The organism is Sphingomonas panacis, from assembly GCF_001717955.1.
In the GTDB taxonomy this organism is placed as follows: Bacteria; Pseudomonadota; Alphaproteobacteria; order Sphingomonadales; family Sphingomonadaceae; genus Sphingomonas; species Sphingomonas panacis.
Window position 1 is genome coordinate 3,052,861 of the sequence record NZ_CP014168.1, and the last position, 14,708, is coordinate 3,067,568.

The 14,708-nt window shown below is 67.5% G+C and carries 15 protein-coding genes; 13 read left to right on the forward strand and 2 right to left on the reverse strand.

Translation table 11 applies throughout. The features are described 5' to 3' along the window. Positions 1 to 22: 22 nt before the first annotated feature. The 4 genes from J0A91_RS14035 to dnaE all read left to right on the forward strand — a co-directional run bounded on the left by J0A91_RS14035 (position 23) and on the right by dnaE (position 5,401). Complete coding sequence (locus J0A91_RS14035) at positions 23 to 697, forward strand: ABC transporter ATP-binding protein (protein ID WP_069205430.1); 675 nt, start codon at positions 23 to 25, stop codon at positions 695 to 697. Then, complete coding sequence (locus J0A91_RS14040) at positions 694 to 1,287, forward strand: GNAT family N-acetyltransferase (RefSeq protein ID WP_069205431.1); 594 nt, start codon at positions 694 to 696, stop codon at positions 1,285 to 1,287. The genes J0A91_RS14035 and J0A91_RS14040 overlap by 4 nt, the downstream gene beginning before the upstream one ends. Next, positions 1,284 to 1,763: a glutathione peroxidase gene (locus J0A91_RS14045; protein WP_069205432.1), complete on the forward strand. Its 480-nt coding sequence runs from the start codon at positions 1,284 to 1,286 to the stop codon at positions 1,761 to 1,763. The genes J0A91_RS14040 and J0A91_RS14045 overlap by 4 nt, the downstream gene beginning before the upstream one ends. 143 nt (positions 1,764 to 1,906) lie before the next feature. Continuing rightward, positions 1,907 to 5,401 carry a DNA polymerase III subunit alpha gene (gene dnaE / locus J0A91_RS14050; RefSeq protein ID WP_069205433.1) on the forward strand — a complete coding sequence of 1,165 codons (3,495 nt, stop codon included), beginning with the start codon at positions 1,907 to 1,909 and terminating at the stop codon, positions 5,399 to 5,401. Positions 5,402 to 5,437: 36 nt separating this feature from the next. Here the strand turns inward: dnaE and J0A91_RS14055 are convergent, their stop codons facing one another. After that, positions 5,438 to 6,016, reverse strand: a complete 579-nt coding sequence (locus J0A91_RS14055) for an FMN-dependent NADH-azoreductase (RefSeq protein ID WP_069205434.1) — start codon at positions 6,014 to 6,016, stop codon at positions 5,438 to 5,440. Between the two features lie 81 nt (positions 6,017 to 6,097). On the opposite strand from J0A91_RS14055, the gene J0A91_RS14060 reads away from it, so the two are divergent. After that, positions 6,098 to 6,490, forward strand: coding sequence for a winged helix-turn-helix transcriptional regulator (locus J0A91_RS14060; RefSeq protein ID WP_240502017.1), 393 nt, complete (start codon positions 6,098 to 6,100; stop codon positions 6,488 to 6,490). A 137-nt stretch (positions 6,491 to 6,627) separates the two neighbouring features. Here the strand turns inward: J0A91_RS14060 and J0A91_RS14065 are convergent, their stop codons facing one another. Beyond that, positions 6,628 to 7,698 carry a PA0069 family radical SAM protein gene (locus J0A91_RS14065; RefSeq protein WP_069205436.1) on the reverse strand — a complete coding sequence of 357 codons (1,071 nt, stop codon included), beginning with the start codon at positions 7,696 to 7,698 and terminating at the stop codon, positions 6,628 to 6,630. Between the two features lie 51 nt (positions 7,699 to 7,749). Between J0A91_RS14065 and J0A91_RS14070 the strand changes: the two genes are divergently transcribed. From J0A91_RS14070 to J0A91_RS14105, 8 genes are all read left to right on the forward strand, one after another. Beyond that, positions 7,750 to 8,085: a VOC family protein gene (locus tag J0A91_RS14070; RefSeq protein WP_069207333.1), complete on the forward strand. Its 336-nt coding sequence runs from the start codon at positions 7,750 to 7,752 to the stop codon at positions 8,083 to 8,085. Positions 8,086 to 8,363: 278 nt separating this feature from the next. Then, entirely contained in the window at positions 8,364 to 9,086 is a 723-nt protein-coding gene (gene ccmC, locus J0A91_RS14075; protein ID WP_069205437.1) for a heme ABC transporter permease CcmC, read from the forward strand. A gap of 100 nt (positions 9,087 to 9,186) precedes the next feature. Beyond that, positions 9,187 to 9,621, forward strand: coding sequence for a cytochrome c maturation protein CcmE (gene ccmE / locus J0A91_RS14080; protein WP_069205438.1), 435 nt, complete (start codon positions 9,187 to 9,189; stop codon positions 9,619 to 9,621). Positions 9,622 to 9,775: 154 nt separating this feature from the next. Beyond that, complete coding sequence (locus J0A91_RS14085) at positions 9,776 to 11,737, forward strand: heme lyase CcmF/NrfE family subunit (RefSeq protein ID WP_069205439.1); 1,962 nt, start codon at positions 9,776 to 9,778, stop codon at positions 11,735 to 11,737. Further along, the gene (locus J0A91_RS14090) at positions 11,734 to 12,264 is read left to right on the forward strand and encodes a redoxin family protein (protein ID WP_240502018.1); all 531 of its coding nucleotides are present in this window, start codon (positions 11,734 to 11,736) and stop codon (positions 12,262 to 12,264) included. The genes J0A91_RS14085 and J0A91_RS14090 overlap by 4 nt, the downstream gene beginning before the upstream one ends. Beyond that, complete coding sequence (locus J0A91_RS14095) at positions 12,261 to 12,668, forward strand: cytochrome c-type biogenesis protein (protein ID WP_069205440.1); 408 nt, start codon at positions 12,261 to 12,263, stop codon at positions 12,666 to 12,668. Before J0A91_RS14090 ends, J0A91_RS14095 begins: the two co-directional genes overlap by 4 nt. Next, on the forward strand, positions 12,668 to 13,294 hold the full coding sequence (locus J0A91_RS14100; RefSeq protein ID WP_069207335.1) for a tetratricopeptide repeat protein: 627 nt from the start codon (positions 12,668 to 12,670) through the stop codon (positions 13,292 to 13,294). Before J0A91_RS14095 ends, J0A91_RS14100 begins: the two co-directional genes overlap by 1 nt. 24 nt (positions 13,295 to 13,318) lie before the next feature. Continuing rightward, positions 13,319 to 14,683, forward strand: coding sequence for a cryptochrome/photolyase family protein (locus tag J0A91_RS14105; RefSeq protein WP_069205441.1), 1,365 nt, complete (start codon positions 13,319 to 13,321; stop codon positions 14,681 to 14,683). The last annotated feature ends 25 nt before the right edge of the window (positions 14,684 to 14,708 follow it).

Here is a 14,708-nt window from a genome sequence, read left to right on the forward strand (position 1 = left end):
CGGGGGAACAGGAGTGCGCGGAATGAGCGTTCCCGTTCTCGCCGTAAGTGGCCTCGCGCGCAGTTTCGAGCAGGGCGGCGTGCGGATCGACGTGCTGCGCGGGGTCGACATGACCGTGGGGCAGGGCGAGATCGTCGCGCTGCTCGGTCCGTCGGGATCGGGCAAGTCGACGTTGTTGCAGGCGGTCGGGCTGCTCGAAGGCGGGTTCGAAGGGTCGATCCGCATCGCCGGCGCCGAAGCCGCCGAACTCGATTCGGACGGGCGCACGCGCGTCCGGCGCGAGTCGCTCGGCTTCGTCTATCAGTTCCACCATCTGCTGCCCGATTTCAGCGCCGCCGAGAATGTCGTGCTGCCGCAGATGATCCGTGGCGCCGATCGCGCCACCGCCGATGCGCGCGCCGAGGCGCTGCTGACGGCGCTCGGCCTCGGCCACCGGCTGACGCACCGGCCCAGCCAATTGTCGGGCGGCGAGCAGCAGCGCGTCGCGGTGGCGCGTGCGCTCGCCAACCAGCCCGCGCTGGTGCTCGCCGACGAACCGACCGGCAATCTCGATGAAGCCACGGCGGACGTCGTACTGGCCGAATTCCTGCGGCTGGTGCGCGGCGAAGGTTCGGCGGCGCTGGTCGCGACGCATAACGAGCGGCTCGCGCAGAAGATGGACCGCGTGGTGCGGCTCCACGAAGGCACGCTCGGATGAGTCTGTGGCGCTCGGTGCCGACGCTCAAGGGCCAGCACGTCACGCTGCGCCCGTTGACGCGTGACGACGGCCCGGCGCTCGTCGAGGTCGCGCGGACCGACGGGTTGTGGAACCTGTTCTATGCCAGCGTGGCCAAGCTGAAGGACGTCGATGCCTTCATGGACGAGACCGTCACCGATCAGTCGCATGGTCGCGTGATCCCGTTCGCAGTGCTCACAGCGGGCAAGGTGGTCGGCACGACCCGCTATCTGCGCGTTGCCGAGAAACACCGGCGGCTTGAGATTGGCGGCACCTTCTACGCGACGGCGGTGCAGCGGACCGGCGTCAACACCGAAGCGAAGCTGTTGCTGCTTGGGCATGCCTTCGACGTGCTTGGCTGCCAGTGCGTGCAGATCCGCACCGATGCGCTCAACCTGCGCAGCCAGGCGGCGATCGAGCGGCTCGGCGCGAAGCGCGACGGGGTGTTGCGCGGGCATCAAATCATGGCGGACGGGCGGCTGCGCGATTCGGTGGTCTATTCGATCCTCGACCGCGAATGGCCGGGCGTGCGGCAGAACCTCATCTATCTGCTTGCGAGGCACACGGCATGAGCGCGATCACCGATTTCACCGTGCGCGGCGCGGATGGCGCGCCGGTCGACCTGACCGCTTATGCCGGCAAGGTGCTGCTGATCGTCAACACCGCCTCGAAATGCGGGTTCACGCCGCAATATCGGGGCCTGGAAGACCTGCACCGGCGCTATGCCGGGCGCGGCTTTGAGGTGCTCGGCTTTCCCTGCAACCAGTTCGGCGCGCAGGAACCGGGCGACGCCACCGAGATCGCCACCTTCTGTTCGCTGACCTATGACGTGACCTTCCCGGTCTTCGCCAAGATCGACGTTAACGGCCCGGCCGCCGATCCGCTGTTCACGGCGTTGAAGGCGGAAGCGCCGGGGCTGCTGGGGACCAAATCGATCAAGTGGAACTTCACCAAGTTCCTGATCGATCGCGGCGGCAAGGCGGTCGCGCGCTACGGGCCGCGTACCGCGCCCGAGGCGATCGCGGCGGATATCGAGAAACTGCTGTAGCTATCGGTGTCTCGACTTCGCTCGACACGAACGGCCGTGGAAGCTCGTAACCACCGCCGTTCGCCCCGAGCGAAGTCGAGGGGCAAGCCCATCGGCCGCACATGACAGTTTCGCGAATCGCGGGACGCGGGCATAGATGCGCGATGGCCCATTCCGCGTTCGTTCCGCTGCGTATCTTCTCCTGTTACACCATGCTCGACGGGGCGATCGACCCCAAGGCGATCGCCAAGCGCGCGCAGGAACTGGGCTTCCCCGCCGCCGCGCTGACCGATCGCAACGGCCTGTATGCGGCGATGGCCTATTCCGATGCGGCCAAGAAAGCCGGCGTCCAGCCGGTGATCGGCACGATGCTGGGCGTCGCGCGGCCCGATCTGCCCGAGGGCGTCGAGCCGGTGTTCGACTGGCTGGCGCTCTACGCGCAGGACGAGGCTGGCTATCGCAATCTGTGCGAACTGGTGTCGAAGGCGCATCTCGACCGGCCGCTCGAACACGCGCCGCATGTCTCGTTCGAGATGCTCGCCCGGCACACAGACGGGCTGATCGCGCTCACCGCCGGGCGCGAGGGGGGGCTGGCGCGGCTGTTCGCCGAGGACCAGCCGGCGCGCGCGCTCGCCTATGCCGATCGCCTGCAGGCGCTGTTCGCCGACCGGCTGTATATCGAACTGACCCGGCGGCTCGATCCGATCGAAGGCAAGGCCGAAGCTCCGTTGCTCGACCTCGCCTATGCGCGCGATCTGCCGTTGGTCGCGACCAACCCGTGCTGCTTCGCCGAGGCGGATTTCGTCGAGGCGCATGATGCGATGCTGTGCATCGCCAGTTCGTCATACCTGGCCAGCGAGGATCGCCCGCGCAGTTCACCCGATGCGTGGATGAAGCCCGCCGCCGAGATGCGGACCCTGTTCGCCGATCTGCCCGAGGCGATCGCCAACACACTCGTCGTCGCGCAGCGCTGCGCGGTGGCGGCACCGTATCGCAAGCCGATCCTGCCGAGCCTTGCCGGCGACCGCGAGGGCGAGGCCGAGGCGTTGCGCGTCACCTCGCGCAGCGGGCTGGAGGCCCGGCTCGCCAAGGCGAAGATCACCGATCCCGCGTTGCGCGCCACCTATGCCGAGCGGCTCGAATTCGAACTCGACGTCATCATCTCGATGGGATTCCCCGGCTATTTCCTGATCGTCGGCGACTTCATCAAATGGGCGAAGGACCACGACATTCCGGTCGGGCCGGGGCGCGGATCGGGCGCAGGCTCGGTGGTGGCGTGGGCGCTGACGATCACCGATCTTGATCCGATCAAGCTCGGGCTGCTGTTCGAACGCTTCCTCAACCCGGAACGCGTGTCGATGCCCGACTTCGACATCGATTTCTGCGAAACCCGGCGTGGCGAGGTGATCCGCTACGTGCAGGAGAAATACGGGCGCGATCAGGTCGCGCAGATCATCACGTTCGGAAAGCTCAAGGCGCGCGCGGTGCTCAAGGATACCGGCCGCGTGCTCCAGATGAGCTACGGTCAGGTCGATCGGCTGGCGAAGCTGGTCCCCAACTTCCCGGCCGACCCGTGGACGCTCGATCGCGCGATGAACGGCGTGTCCGAACTCGTCGCCGAGTACAAGGGCAACGCCGGGGTCAAGCATCTGCTCGATCTGGCGATGAAGCTGGAGGGGCTGCCACGCCACTCCTCGACTCACGCCGCCGGCGTGGTGATCGGCGACCGCCCGCTCGCCGAGCTGGTGCCGCTGTACCGCGATCCGCGCTCGGACATGCCGGTCACGCAGTTCGACATGAAATATGTCGAGGGCGCGGGGCTGGTGAAGTTCGACTTCCTCGGCCTCAAGACGCTGTCGGTGTTGCAGAAGGCGGTGCAGATGCTCGCTGACCGGGGCGTGACGATCGACCTGTCGGCGCTCGAATGGGATGACGAAGGCGTCTACAAGCTGCTCCAGAAGGGTGACACGGTCGGCGTGTTCCAGCTCGAATCGGAGGGGATGCGGCGCACGCTGGCGGCGGTGAAGCCGTCCAATTTCGGCGACATCATCGCGCTCGTCTCGCTGTACCGGCCGGGTCCGATGGACAATATCCCGAGCTTCGGCCGCCGCAAGAACGGGCAGGAACCGATCGAATATCCGCACGCATTGCTCGAACCGATCCTGGCCGAGACCTACGGCATCTTCGTCTACCAGGAGCAGGTGATGCAGGCGACGCAGATCCTCGCCGGCTATTCGCTGGGCGGGGCCGATCTGCTGCGCCGCGCGATGGGCAAGAAGATCAAGGCCGAGATGGACGCACAACGTGCGATCTTCGTCGCGGGCTGCGCCGAGCACAACCAGATCCCCGCCGCCAAGGCCAACGAACTGTTCGATTTGATCGACAAGTTCGCCGGCTACGGCTTCAACAAGTCGCACGCCGCCGCCTACGCGCTGCTCGCGTACCAGACGGCGTGGCTCAAGGCGCATCACCCGCACGAATTTTTCGCAGCGTCGATGTGCTACGACATGGCGCTGACCGACAAGCTCAGCATCTTCGTCGATGACATGCGGCGCTTGGGCGTGGCGATCCTGCCGCCCGACATCAACCGCAGCGAGGCGGAATTCTCGGTCGAGGATACGGGCAGCGAGGAAAGCCACGGCCTGGCGGTGCGCTATGCGCTCGGCGCGCTGAAGAGCGTTGGCGAGGCCGCGATGGAGAAGCTGATTGTCGAGCGCGAGGCCAATGGCAAGTTCGCCACGCTCGACGATCTCGCGCACCGCGTCGATCCGCGGCTGCTCAACAAGCGGCAGTTGGAGACGCTGGCGGGCGCGGGCGCGTTCGACGCGTTCACCCCCAATCGCGCCGGCATCCACGCCGCCGCCGAGACGATTCTAGCGACAGCGTCGCGCGTGCAATCGATGCGCGCGAGCGGGCAGGGCGGGCTGTTCGGTGGCGAGGACGCCGCCGAACCGCCGATTCGCCTGCCCAATGCACATTGGCCGCTCGCCGAGCGGATGGAGGCGGAGAAGGAGGCGTTCGGCTTCTATTTCTCGGCGCACCCGGTCGATCGCCATGGTCACCTCGCGCGGATGCACGGCGCGCGCAGCTATGCGACGCTGGGCGAACTCGACATTCCCGACGACGGCAAATCGCGCGCCGGGGCGATGATGGCGGTGCTGGTGGAGGACGCGCGCTGGCGCACCTCGGCGCGCGGACGGCGCTACCTGATGGCGACGCTGTCCGATCCCTCGGGCCAGTTCATCGCGACCTGTTTCGACGATGTCGTCGCCGCCGATCTGGAGGAGGCCGCACGTGAAGGCGCGTGCGGGCTGCTGACGGTGGAACTCGATCGCCGGCCAGGCGAGGAGACGCCGCGCGTTTCGGTCAAGCGGCTGCAGCGGTTCGATTCGCTGGCGACCGCAGCGCGCTTCGTGCTCGACCTCACCGTGGAGGCGCCTGCGGCGATGCAGACGCTTGCCGGCGTTCTCGCCGACCATCGCGGCGCGCGCGGCGAAGTATGGGCTAAGGCGGCGATGCCGGACGGCGGGTTCGCGCGCGTGCTGCTCGGCCGCGACTTCCTGCTCGATCAGGAACTCGCGACGCGGATCGAGGGACTGCCCGGGATCAGCGGCGTCGCGTTGAAGACGTCAGAAACGCGGCTGGCGCTGGTCGGGTAATACCGGCAGACGGCTCCCCATCTGCCGGTAGCGGCGTCAGGCGGCGAGCCGATCGATCGCCTGATGCGCGCTGTCGAGCGCGGCGGCGAGGTGTTCGGGTCCGGCCGCAACGCCTTCCGCGATCACGAATTCGGGCGGAGCGCCGAGGAAACCGAACACGCCACCCAGCAACGTCTCGAGGTGTTCGAAAACAGCCGCCGGTGCGCCCGGACCGTAGAAATTGCCGCGTGACACCACGATGATGATGCGCTTGCCCGGAATCAGGCCGGTGACACCGTCGGGGCCGTAGCTGAAGGTGCGGCCGCGAACGACGACTCGGTCGATCCATGCCTTGAGCTGGCTCGGAATGGTGAAGTTGTACATCGGCGCGCCGATCACGACGACATCGGCAGCGAGGAATTCTTCGAGGATCGCGCTGCTGGCGGCAGCGGCTTCGCTCTCGCCACCCGGGTACGATGCCAGATCGAGATGCGGCAGCGGCGCCGCCGCGAGATCGCGCTTGGTGACTGCGGTGGCGGGATCGGCCGCGACCAATTTCGCGACGACCGCCTCGGTGAGCGGCCGCGATACCGAGCTTGCGCCGGTGATGCTGGAGTCGATCTGGAGCAGTTTCATTTTTTCAAAGTCTCCGGTATAGAAATGTAACCGGGGCCGGATATGTTACCGCAAGTACCCGACGCGCAAGGAGGCACTATTTTGTCACTCGGTCACATCGATGTGCCTGATCTCGACCCGGTCGACATCCACGCTGGCTGCAAGACCGTTACGCCGCTACTCGCGCGCATCGGTGACAAATGGAGCATCCTGGTGGTGATGGTGCTGTCCGCCGGGCCGCGCCGCTTCAACGAACTCAAGCGGCTGATCGACGGCATCTCGCAGCGGATGCTCACGCATACGCTGCGCAGCCTCGAACGTGACGGGCTGGTCAGCCGCACCGTCTTCCCGACGATCCCGCCGCGCGTCGACTATGAACTGACCCCGCTCGGCCACTCGCTGCGCGTGCCGGTCAAGGCGCTCGGGCTGTGGGTGATGGAGAATAAGGACGAGATCACGCGCTCGCGCGAGGCATTCGACGGTCGCGAGGACTGAGGACGCTTCTGTTTCCAGACAAAAATCCGTTCGCCCTGAGCCTGTCGAAGGGCGTGCCCGAGGCACCGAGGCGTGTGTTGCACGTGCTTCGACGAGCACGAACGGGTCTTTTTTGAGTATGATGTTCTTGCAAGCCGCTAGAAAAGCTCCCCCTGCGCGCCCGCCGGCGCCCGGAACAGGTCCGTCCGCAACACCAGCTTCTCGCGCACCAGCCCGTGCTTGCGGCATGCGATCTGGACTCGGGTGCGCAGCAGCTCCGCCCACGGCCCTTGTCCGCGCATCCGCGTGCCGAAATTGGGATCGTTGTCGCGCCCGCCGCGCAGCGACTGGATCGTCGCCATCACCTTGGCGGCACGATCGGGGAAATGCTCGTCGAGCCAGGCGCGGAACAGCGGCGCGACTTCGTGCGGCAGGCGCACCGGGATGTAATTGACGCTGCGCGCGCCTGCCTGCGCCGCGCGCGCGATGAGATGCTCGATCTCGTGATCGGTGATCGCGGGGATGACGGGGGAGATCGAGACATAGGTCGGCACCCCTGCGTCGCTCAGCGCCTTGACCGCCGCGAGCCGCCGCTCGGGGGTGGGCGCGCGCGGCTCGACTGTCATCGCGGTGCGCGGGTCGAGCGAGGTTACGGAGATCATCACGGCAACCAGCCCGCGCTTCGCCATCGGCGCGATCAGATCGAGATCGCGCAGGATGCGATCGGACTTGGTGGTGATGAACACGGGATGCCCGGTCTCGGCGAGCACTTCGAGGCAGCCGCGCATGATGCGCCATTCGGTCTCGATCGGCTGATAGGGATCGGTGTTGGTGCCGAACGCGATCGGCTGGACGACATAGCCGCGCTTGCCGAGTTCGGCGCGCAGCAACACAGGCGCATCGGGCTTGGCGAACAGCCGGCTTTCGAAGTCCAGGCCCGGCGAGAGGTCGAGATAGGCGTGGGTCGGCCGCGCGAAGCAGTAGATGCAGCCATGCTCGCAGCCGCGATACGGGTTGATCGACTGATCGAATCCGATGTCGGGCGAAGTGTTGCGCGTGATGATCGTGCGCGGCGTGTCGATCGTGACGGTAGTGCGCAAGGGCGCGGCGCCGTCATCGACGATCTCGCGATCGTCGAGCCAGTCGCCATCGGCGGCGCGCTCGGGCAGGTTGAAGCGGCCGCTCTCGCGGTTGACGGTCGCGCCGCGCGCGGGGCGAGTCTTTGCCATTGCGCGATTATAGGCGTGCAATTAGAACAATACAAGAACATGGAGGATGTGATGGCGCGACTCAATTATCTGGAATTGCCGGTTACGGACACCGCGCGGGCGAAAGCGTTTTACGGATCGGCGTTCGGCTGGAGCTTCGCCGATTTCGGGCCAACCTATGCGGCGACGACCAGCGGCGACACCGATCTCGGCTTTCAGGCCGATCCGGCGGAAAGGACCGCGGCGGCGTTGCCCGTGATCGACGTTGCCGACGTGGACGCGGCACTGGCGGCGGTCGAGGCGGCGGGCGGGGCGATCACGCTGCCGATCGTCGAATATCCGGGCGGCAAGCGCTTCCACTTCCGCGATCACGACGGGCACGAAATGGCGGTATCGCAGTCCGATTGACCGTCGCTTGGGGCAGGCGAGACCTCCGCGTAAGGCTTGCTTGTTCTCCCGCGCAAGCGGGAGCCCAGAGGCGCAAGCGCCGTAAAGCGTTGTTTCGCTTGGCTCTGTGTTCCCGCCTGCGCGGGAACACACGATCGTATTTGGCATTTGCAAGAACTTCGCGAACGTTTCGCGCGATTTCGGGCGCTGGTCTCGCCAGGCAATCCAGCGGCACCGTCTTCACCGCGCCGACGAGTTTGGTTGAGTGTCGCCCCGCAATTGCCTAGACGTCGGAAATCGTGGCTTCCCTTCATGCCCTTGCCAATCCCGCACGCTTCTTGAAGCTGGCGCGGCCACTCACGCCGGCGCTGTTCTGGGCGGGCGTGGTGCTGATCGCGATCGGCGCATGGGCGGGCCTGACTCAGACGCCGGCGGATTATCTTCAGGGCGAGACGGTGCGCATCCTCTACATCCACGTGCCGGCCGCATGGCTCGGCATGGGCGGGTGGAGCGGCATTGCAATGTGTTCGCTCGCCTATCTGGTATGGCGGCATCCGCTGGCGATGGTCGCGGCACGCGCGATCGCGTTGCCGGGCGCGGTGTTCGCCGCTTTGTGCCTCGTCACCGGCTCGATCTGGGGACGGCCGACGTGGGGAACGTGGTGGGAATGGGACGGGCGGCTGACCTCGATGCTGCTGCTGCTGTTCGTCTATCTCGGCTTCATGGCGCTGCTGCGCGCCGATTCCGATCGTGGCGGTGACGGACGCATCCCCGCACTCTATGGCCTCGCCGGATCGGTACTGCTGCCGATCATCCGCTATTCGGTGGTGTGGTGGAACACGCTGCACCAGGGCGAGAGCATCGGTCTCACGCGATCGAGCATCGACGCGACGATGCTATGGCCGTTGTGGTTCACGCTCGGCGGCTTCTCCTTGTTCTTCGCGAGCGTGGTGCTGATGCGGATGCGGACGATCCTCGCCATCACCAAGGCCGAGGCGCGGATGCGCCGGATGGCCCGATGAGTCCCTGGCCCTTCGTCATCGCCGCTTACACGATCACCGGCCTCGGCGCGGGCGTGCTGGCGGCGTGGAGCTATCTCGCGATGCGGGGCAGCGAGCGGCGGTGAAAGCGAAGCAGCAACGTATGATTCTCGCCGGCCTCGGGCTGGCGGCGGTGGCAGCGGCGGCGCTACTGGCGCTGTCGGCGCTCAAGGACCAGGCGTCGTTCTTCTACGCGCCCGGCGACGTGCGGCGTCAGGGTCTTCCGCTCGGCCGCGCGGTGCGGCTCGGCGGGATGGTCGAGGCCGGGTCGATCAAGCGGCAGGCGGACGGCGTCTCGATCCACTTCGTCGTAGGCGACGGTGTCGCCCGCGTGCCGGTCAGCTTCCGCGGCATCGCGCCCGATCTGTTCCGCGAGAAGTCGGGCGTGGTGGCGGAAGGATCGTTCAACCCGGACGGCAGCTTCACCGCGACCAATCTGCTCGCCAAGCACGATGAAAAGTACATGCCGCCGCAGATGGCCGGCAAAATGCACGAAACCACGACGTTGAAGGAATGAGCGCGCGCGGTCGCCTTCTTGTTGCCCCCCTCCCTGGAAGGGAGGGGTTGGGGGTGGGTCGGCCTGTGGCGGTCGGCGCGCTTCCTTGTGAGCAACCCACCCCCGGCCCCTCCCTTGCAGGGAGGGGAGACATGAGTTTCCCCGCGAGGGCCGCATGATCGCCGAAGCCGGCCTCGCCGCTTTGTGGCTCGCCGCCGCGCTGGCGGCGATGCAGTTCGTGCTCGCCGCGATCGGCGTGCGCCGCGTGCTGGCTGCGCCCGATGACGAGAGCGCGCTGACCACCGACCTGATCGGTGCGGTGCGTCCGGTCGCGATCGTGCAGGGCGCGCTGGCGGCGCTGGCGATGGCGCTGCTGATCGCGGTGTTCCTGCGCAGCGACATGTCGGTGCTGCTCGTCGCCGAGAACAGCCATTCCGAGAAGCCTTGGCTTTACAAATTCGCGGGCGCGTGGGGCAATCACGAAGGCTCGATGCTGCTGTGGGTGACGATCCTCGGGCTGGCCGGCGGCGCGGTCGCGATCTTCGAACGCAGTCTCGCGCGCGCTACTGTCACCGCGACGCTCGGCGCGCAGGCGCTGATCGCGCTCGGTTTCTACGCCTTCCTGCTGTTCGCCTCGAACCCGTTCGCGCGGATCGATCCCGCGCCCGCCGACGGGCAGGGGCTCAACCCGTTGCTGCAAGACCCCGGTTTGGCGTTCCACCCGCCGACGCTGTACATCGGCTACGTCGGCATTTCGGTGGCGTTCTCCTTCGCGGTCGGCGCGCTCGTGGCGCGCGATGTCGGCCCGGCGTTTGCGCGGGCGATGCGGCCGTGGGTGCTGGGCGCGTGGATCTTCCTCACGCTCGGCATCACCGCCGGCAGCTACTGGGCCTATTACGAGCTCGGCTGGGGCGGCTGGTGGTTCTGGGACCCGGTCGAGAACGCCTCGCTGATGCCGTGGCTGGCGGCGACCGCGCTGCTCCATTCGGTGACGGTGCTGGCGACGCGCGATGGTCTGCGCGCCTGGACGGTGATGCTGGCGGTGGTCGCCTTCTCGATGTCGATGATCGGCACATTCCTGGTGCGATCGGGCATCCTGACGAGCGTCCATGCCTTCGCCGTCGATCCGACGCGGGGCAGCTTCATCCTCGTGCTGCTGGTGCTCTATATCGGCGGTGCGCTGGCGCTGTTCGCGACCCGCGTCGGCACGGTGCGCGCCGGCAACACGTTCGATCTGGTCAGCCGCGAGGGCGCTTTGGTCGCCAACAATCTGCTGCTGTCGGTGATCCTCGGCGTGGTGCTGATCGGCACGCTCTACCCGATCGTTGCGGCCGGGTTCGGCGTGCAATTGTCGGTCGGGCCGCCGTTCTTCGACAAGGCGGCGGGGCCGGTCGCGCTGCTGCTCGTGGTGGTGATGGCGGCGGGGCCGCTGTTGCGCTGGCGGCGCGATGGCTGGCGGGCGCTGGCGGCGCGGCTGGCGGTGCCGGCGGCGGCCTGCGCGATCGTGCTGGCGGCGGTACTGGTGGTCGCGGGCGGGGTATCGCTGCTGCCGCTGCTCGGGCTCGCGCTTGCGGCGGGGCTGGGCGTGGCGAGCGTCGCGCCGCTTTGGGGGCGCAACCTGATCCGCACGCCGTTGTTCACCTGGGGAATGGTGGTTGCGCATCTCGGCATCGCGGTGAGCCTCGCCGGCATGGCGTCTGAGAGCGCGTTCACCAAGCAGACGCTGGTCGCGGCGCGCGTCGGCGAGCCGCAGCAGGTCGGGCCGTATACGGTCACGCTGACCGGAATTTCGCCGGTGATCGGCCCGAACTGGTCGGCGCTCGAGGCGCATCTGACGGCGCGGCGTGGCGATTCGCCGGCCATCACGCTTCGCCCGCAGTCGCGCTTCTTCACCAATCCCGTCACGGTGACGAGCGAGTCGGCGATCGCGACGCGGTGGGACGGGCAATTGTACACCGTGCTCGGCCAGATCGATGGGGCAGGGCGGGTTCAATTGCGCTTGTGGTGGAAGCCGTTCGTGACATTGATCTGGCTCGGCGGCGCGCTGGTCGCGCTGGGCGGCGCGCTGTCGCTGATCGGGCGATTGCTGCGCGAGCGACGCGCCCGGCATCGTGCCGAAGCGGAGGCTTGGACGTGAAGGCCGGCGTGAAGCTGTGGCTGCCCCTGTTCGCGTTCGTCGCGGTGATCGCGATCATTGCCTTGGCGCTGTATCGCCCGGCCGACCGCACCGTCTATTCGGCGATGATCGGCAAGCCGCTGCCCAAGTTCGACACGCCGCCGCTGCTGCCCGGCAAGCCCGGTCTTACCAGCGCGGCGTTTCATGACGGCAAACCCAAGCTGCTCAACATCTTCGCGAGCTGGTGCGTGCCCTGTGCTGCCGAAGCGCCGCAACTGATGGCGCTCAAGGCGGCGGGTGTCACGATCGAGGGCGTCGCGATCCGCGACACCCCGCAGGCGATGCGCGATTTCCTCGCGCGCGGCGGCGATCCCTATGCTGCGATCGGCGACGACAAGGCGAGCGCGGTGCAACTCTCGCTCGGCTCGTCGGGCGTGCCGGAGAGCTTCCTGATCGATGGCAACGGCACGATCCTGCTCCAGCACGTCGGCGATATCCGCGCCGACGAGGTGCCCGGCATCCTCGCCAAGCTGGATGCGGCGAAATGAGGCGGCTCGCGATTGCCCTGTTGCTGCTCGCCGCCGCGCCGGCGTTCGCCGACAGCAACCTGCCGGCGGCACCACTCGCCAACACCCAACTGTCCGATCCCGCGCAAGAGGCGCAGGCGCAGGCGCTGATGACGACATTGCGCTGCCTCGTCTGTCAGGGCCAGTCGATCGCCGACAGCGATGCCGAGATGGCGGGCGACATGCGCGCTCTGGTGCGTCAGCGCATCCAGTCGGGCGAGAAGCCCGCCCAGATCCGCGACTGGCTGGTCGCGCGCTACGGCGATTACGTCACCTATGATCCGCCGTTCAGCCTGCTGACCGCCCCGCTCTGGATCGCGCCGCTGGCGCTGATCGTGCTCGGCCTGTGGCTCGCGCGGGCGAGCTTTCGGAGGCGCCGCCGGTGATGGGATGGATCGCGCTTGCGTTGATCGGCGTGGCGGCGGCGACGGCCTTGTGGCTGCTCGGCCTGGCACGCTCGCTATGGAGCCTCGTCGGGGCCGGCCTGATGCTCGGCGCGACCGGCTATGCGGTGCAGGGACGGCCGGGGCTGCCCGGCCATCCGGTCGAGGCGTTCACGCGGCCGATGCCGCTCGACGCCGGGCTGATCGAACTGCGCGGCGACATGCTCGGCCGCTATACCGGAGAGGCTGCCTATATGGTGATGGCCGACGGGCTGACGCGCGCGGGCAATCCGCGCGCGGCGGTGCAGATCATGCTCGGCGGGGTAGGGCACGCGCCCGACAATTTCGCTTTGTGGACGTGGCTCGGCATGGCCTATGCGCGGCACGATGGCGGCGCGGTGTCGCCGGCGGCGCGACTGGCCTTCGCGCGTGCGATGCAACTCGCCCCGAACCACCCAGCGCCGCCTTTCTTCCTCGGCGTCGCGCTGATCCAGAGCGGTGATTTCGCCGCTGCGCGGCCCTATTGGGCGCGCGCGCTGGCCTTGGCGCCGAAGACGATCTCCTACCGTCCGGCGATCGCCGAACGGCTGGCGATCCTCGACAAATATCTCGCCGCGACGAAGCCGTAACCGCACTCCCGCGTTGGGCCGGTGATGACAGATCCAACCATCCTCTGGCTGCGGCGCGATCTGCGCCTCGCCGATCAGGCCGCACTCGCCGCCGCCGCGAACGAAGGCCCGGTGATCCCGGTCTATATCCTCGACGACGAGACGCCCCGGCACCGCGCGATGGGCGGCGCCTCGCGCTGGTGGCTTCACCATAGCCTTGCCGCGCTCGACGCGGCATTGCGCGCCAAGGGATCGCGGCTGATCCTGCGGCGGGGTGGTGCCGAGGCGACACTCGCCGCGCTCGCCGAGGAGACCGGGGCAAAGCGCGTGCATTGCCTGCGTCATTACGAACCGTGGTGGCGCAATGCCGAGCGCGCGGTGGCGAAGCGGCTCGATCTGGTGTGCCACGACGGCAATTACCTCGCGCCACCCGGATCGATCACCACCGGCGGCGGTGCGCCGTACAAGATCTACACGCCGTTCTGGCGCGCGCTTCGGCAGCACATGCCGCCACCCGCGCCACACGCCGCGCCGCGTGACATCCCGGCGCCGGCGCGCTGGCCGAACAGCGATTCGCTCGAAGACTGGGGTTTGCTGCCAACCAGGCCCGACTGGGCGGCAGGGTTCGCGGAGGACTGGATGCCGGGCGAGGAGAATGCGCACCGCCGGCTCGATGCGTTCCGCGACGACGTCGGCGATTATGCCGAGGCGCGCAACCTCCCCTCGGTCGAGGGCAGTTCGCGCCTGTCGCCGCATCTGCATTTCGGCGAACTGTCGCCCGCGCAGGTGTGGCACGCGGTCGGCGACCAGCCTCAGGTGTTCCTCGGCGAGATCGGCTGGCGCGATTATGCGCAGAACGTCATCCTGCAACTCCCCGAATATGCGGCGAAAAACGGCCGCGCCGCATTCGATGCGATGCCGTGGCGTGCGGGATCAGACGCGCGCGCCGACCTGCGCGCGTGGCAGCAGGGCCGCACCGGCTATCCGATCGTCGACGCCGGCATGCGCCAGCTTTGGACGACCGGCTGGATGCACAATCGCGTGCGGATGATTACCGCCTCGTTCCTCATCAAACATCTGTTGATCGACTGGCGCGAGGGTGAGCGCTGGTTCTGGGATTGTCTGGTCGATGCCGATTACGGCAACAATTCGGTCAACTGGCAATGGACCGCCGGCAGCGGGATCGATTCGAACATGTTCCCGCGAATCATGGCGCCGCTCGTCCAGTCGCCGAAGTTCGACGCGGGCGCGTATATCCGCTTATGGGTGCCGGAACTCGCCGGGATCGCTGACACTGCGATTCACGATCCCGAAGCAAGTGGCTGTCGTCCCAAGGATTACCCGGCCAAATTGATCGGCCATCGCGAGGCGCGCGAGCGGGCGCTGGCGGCATACGCCCAGACGAAATGACCTCTTGTGGCGGCGCGGGCGCTCG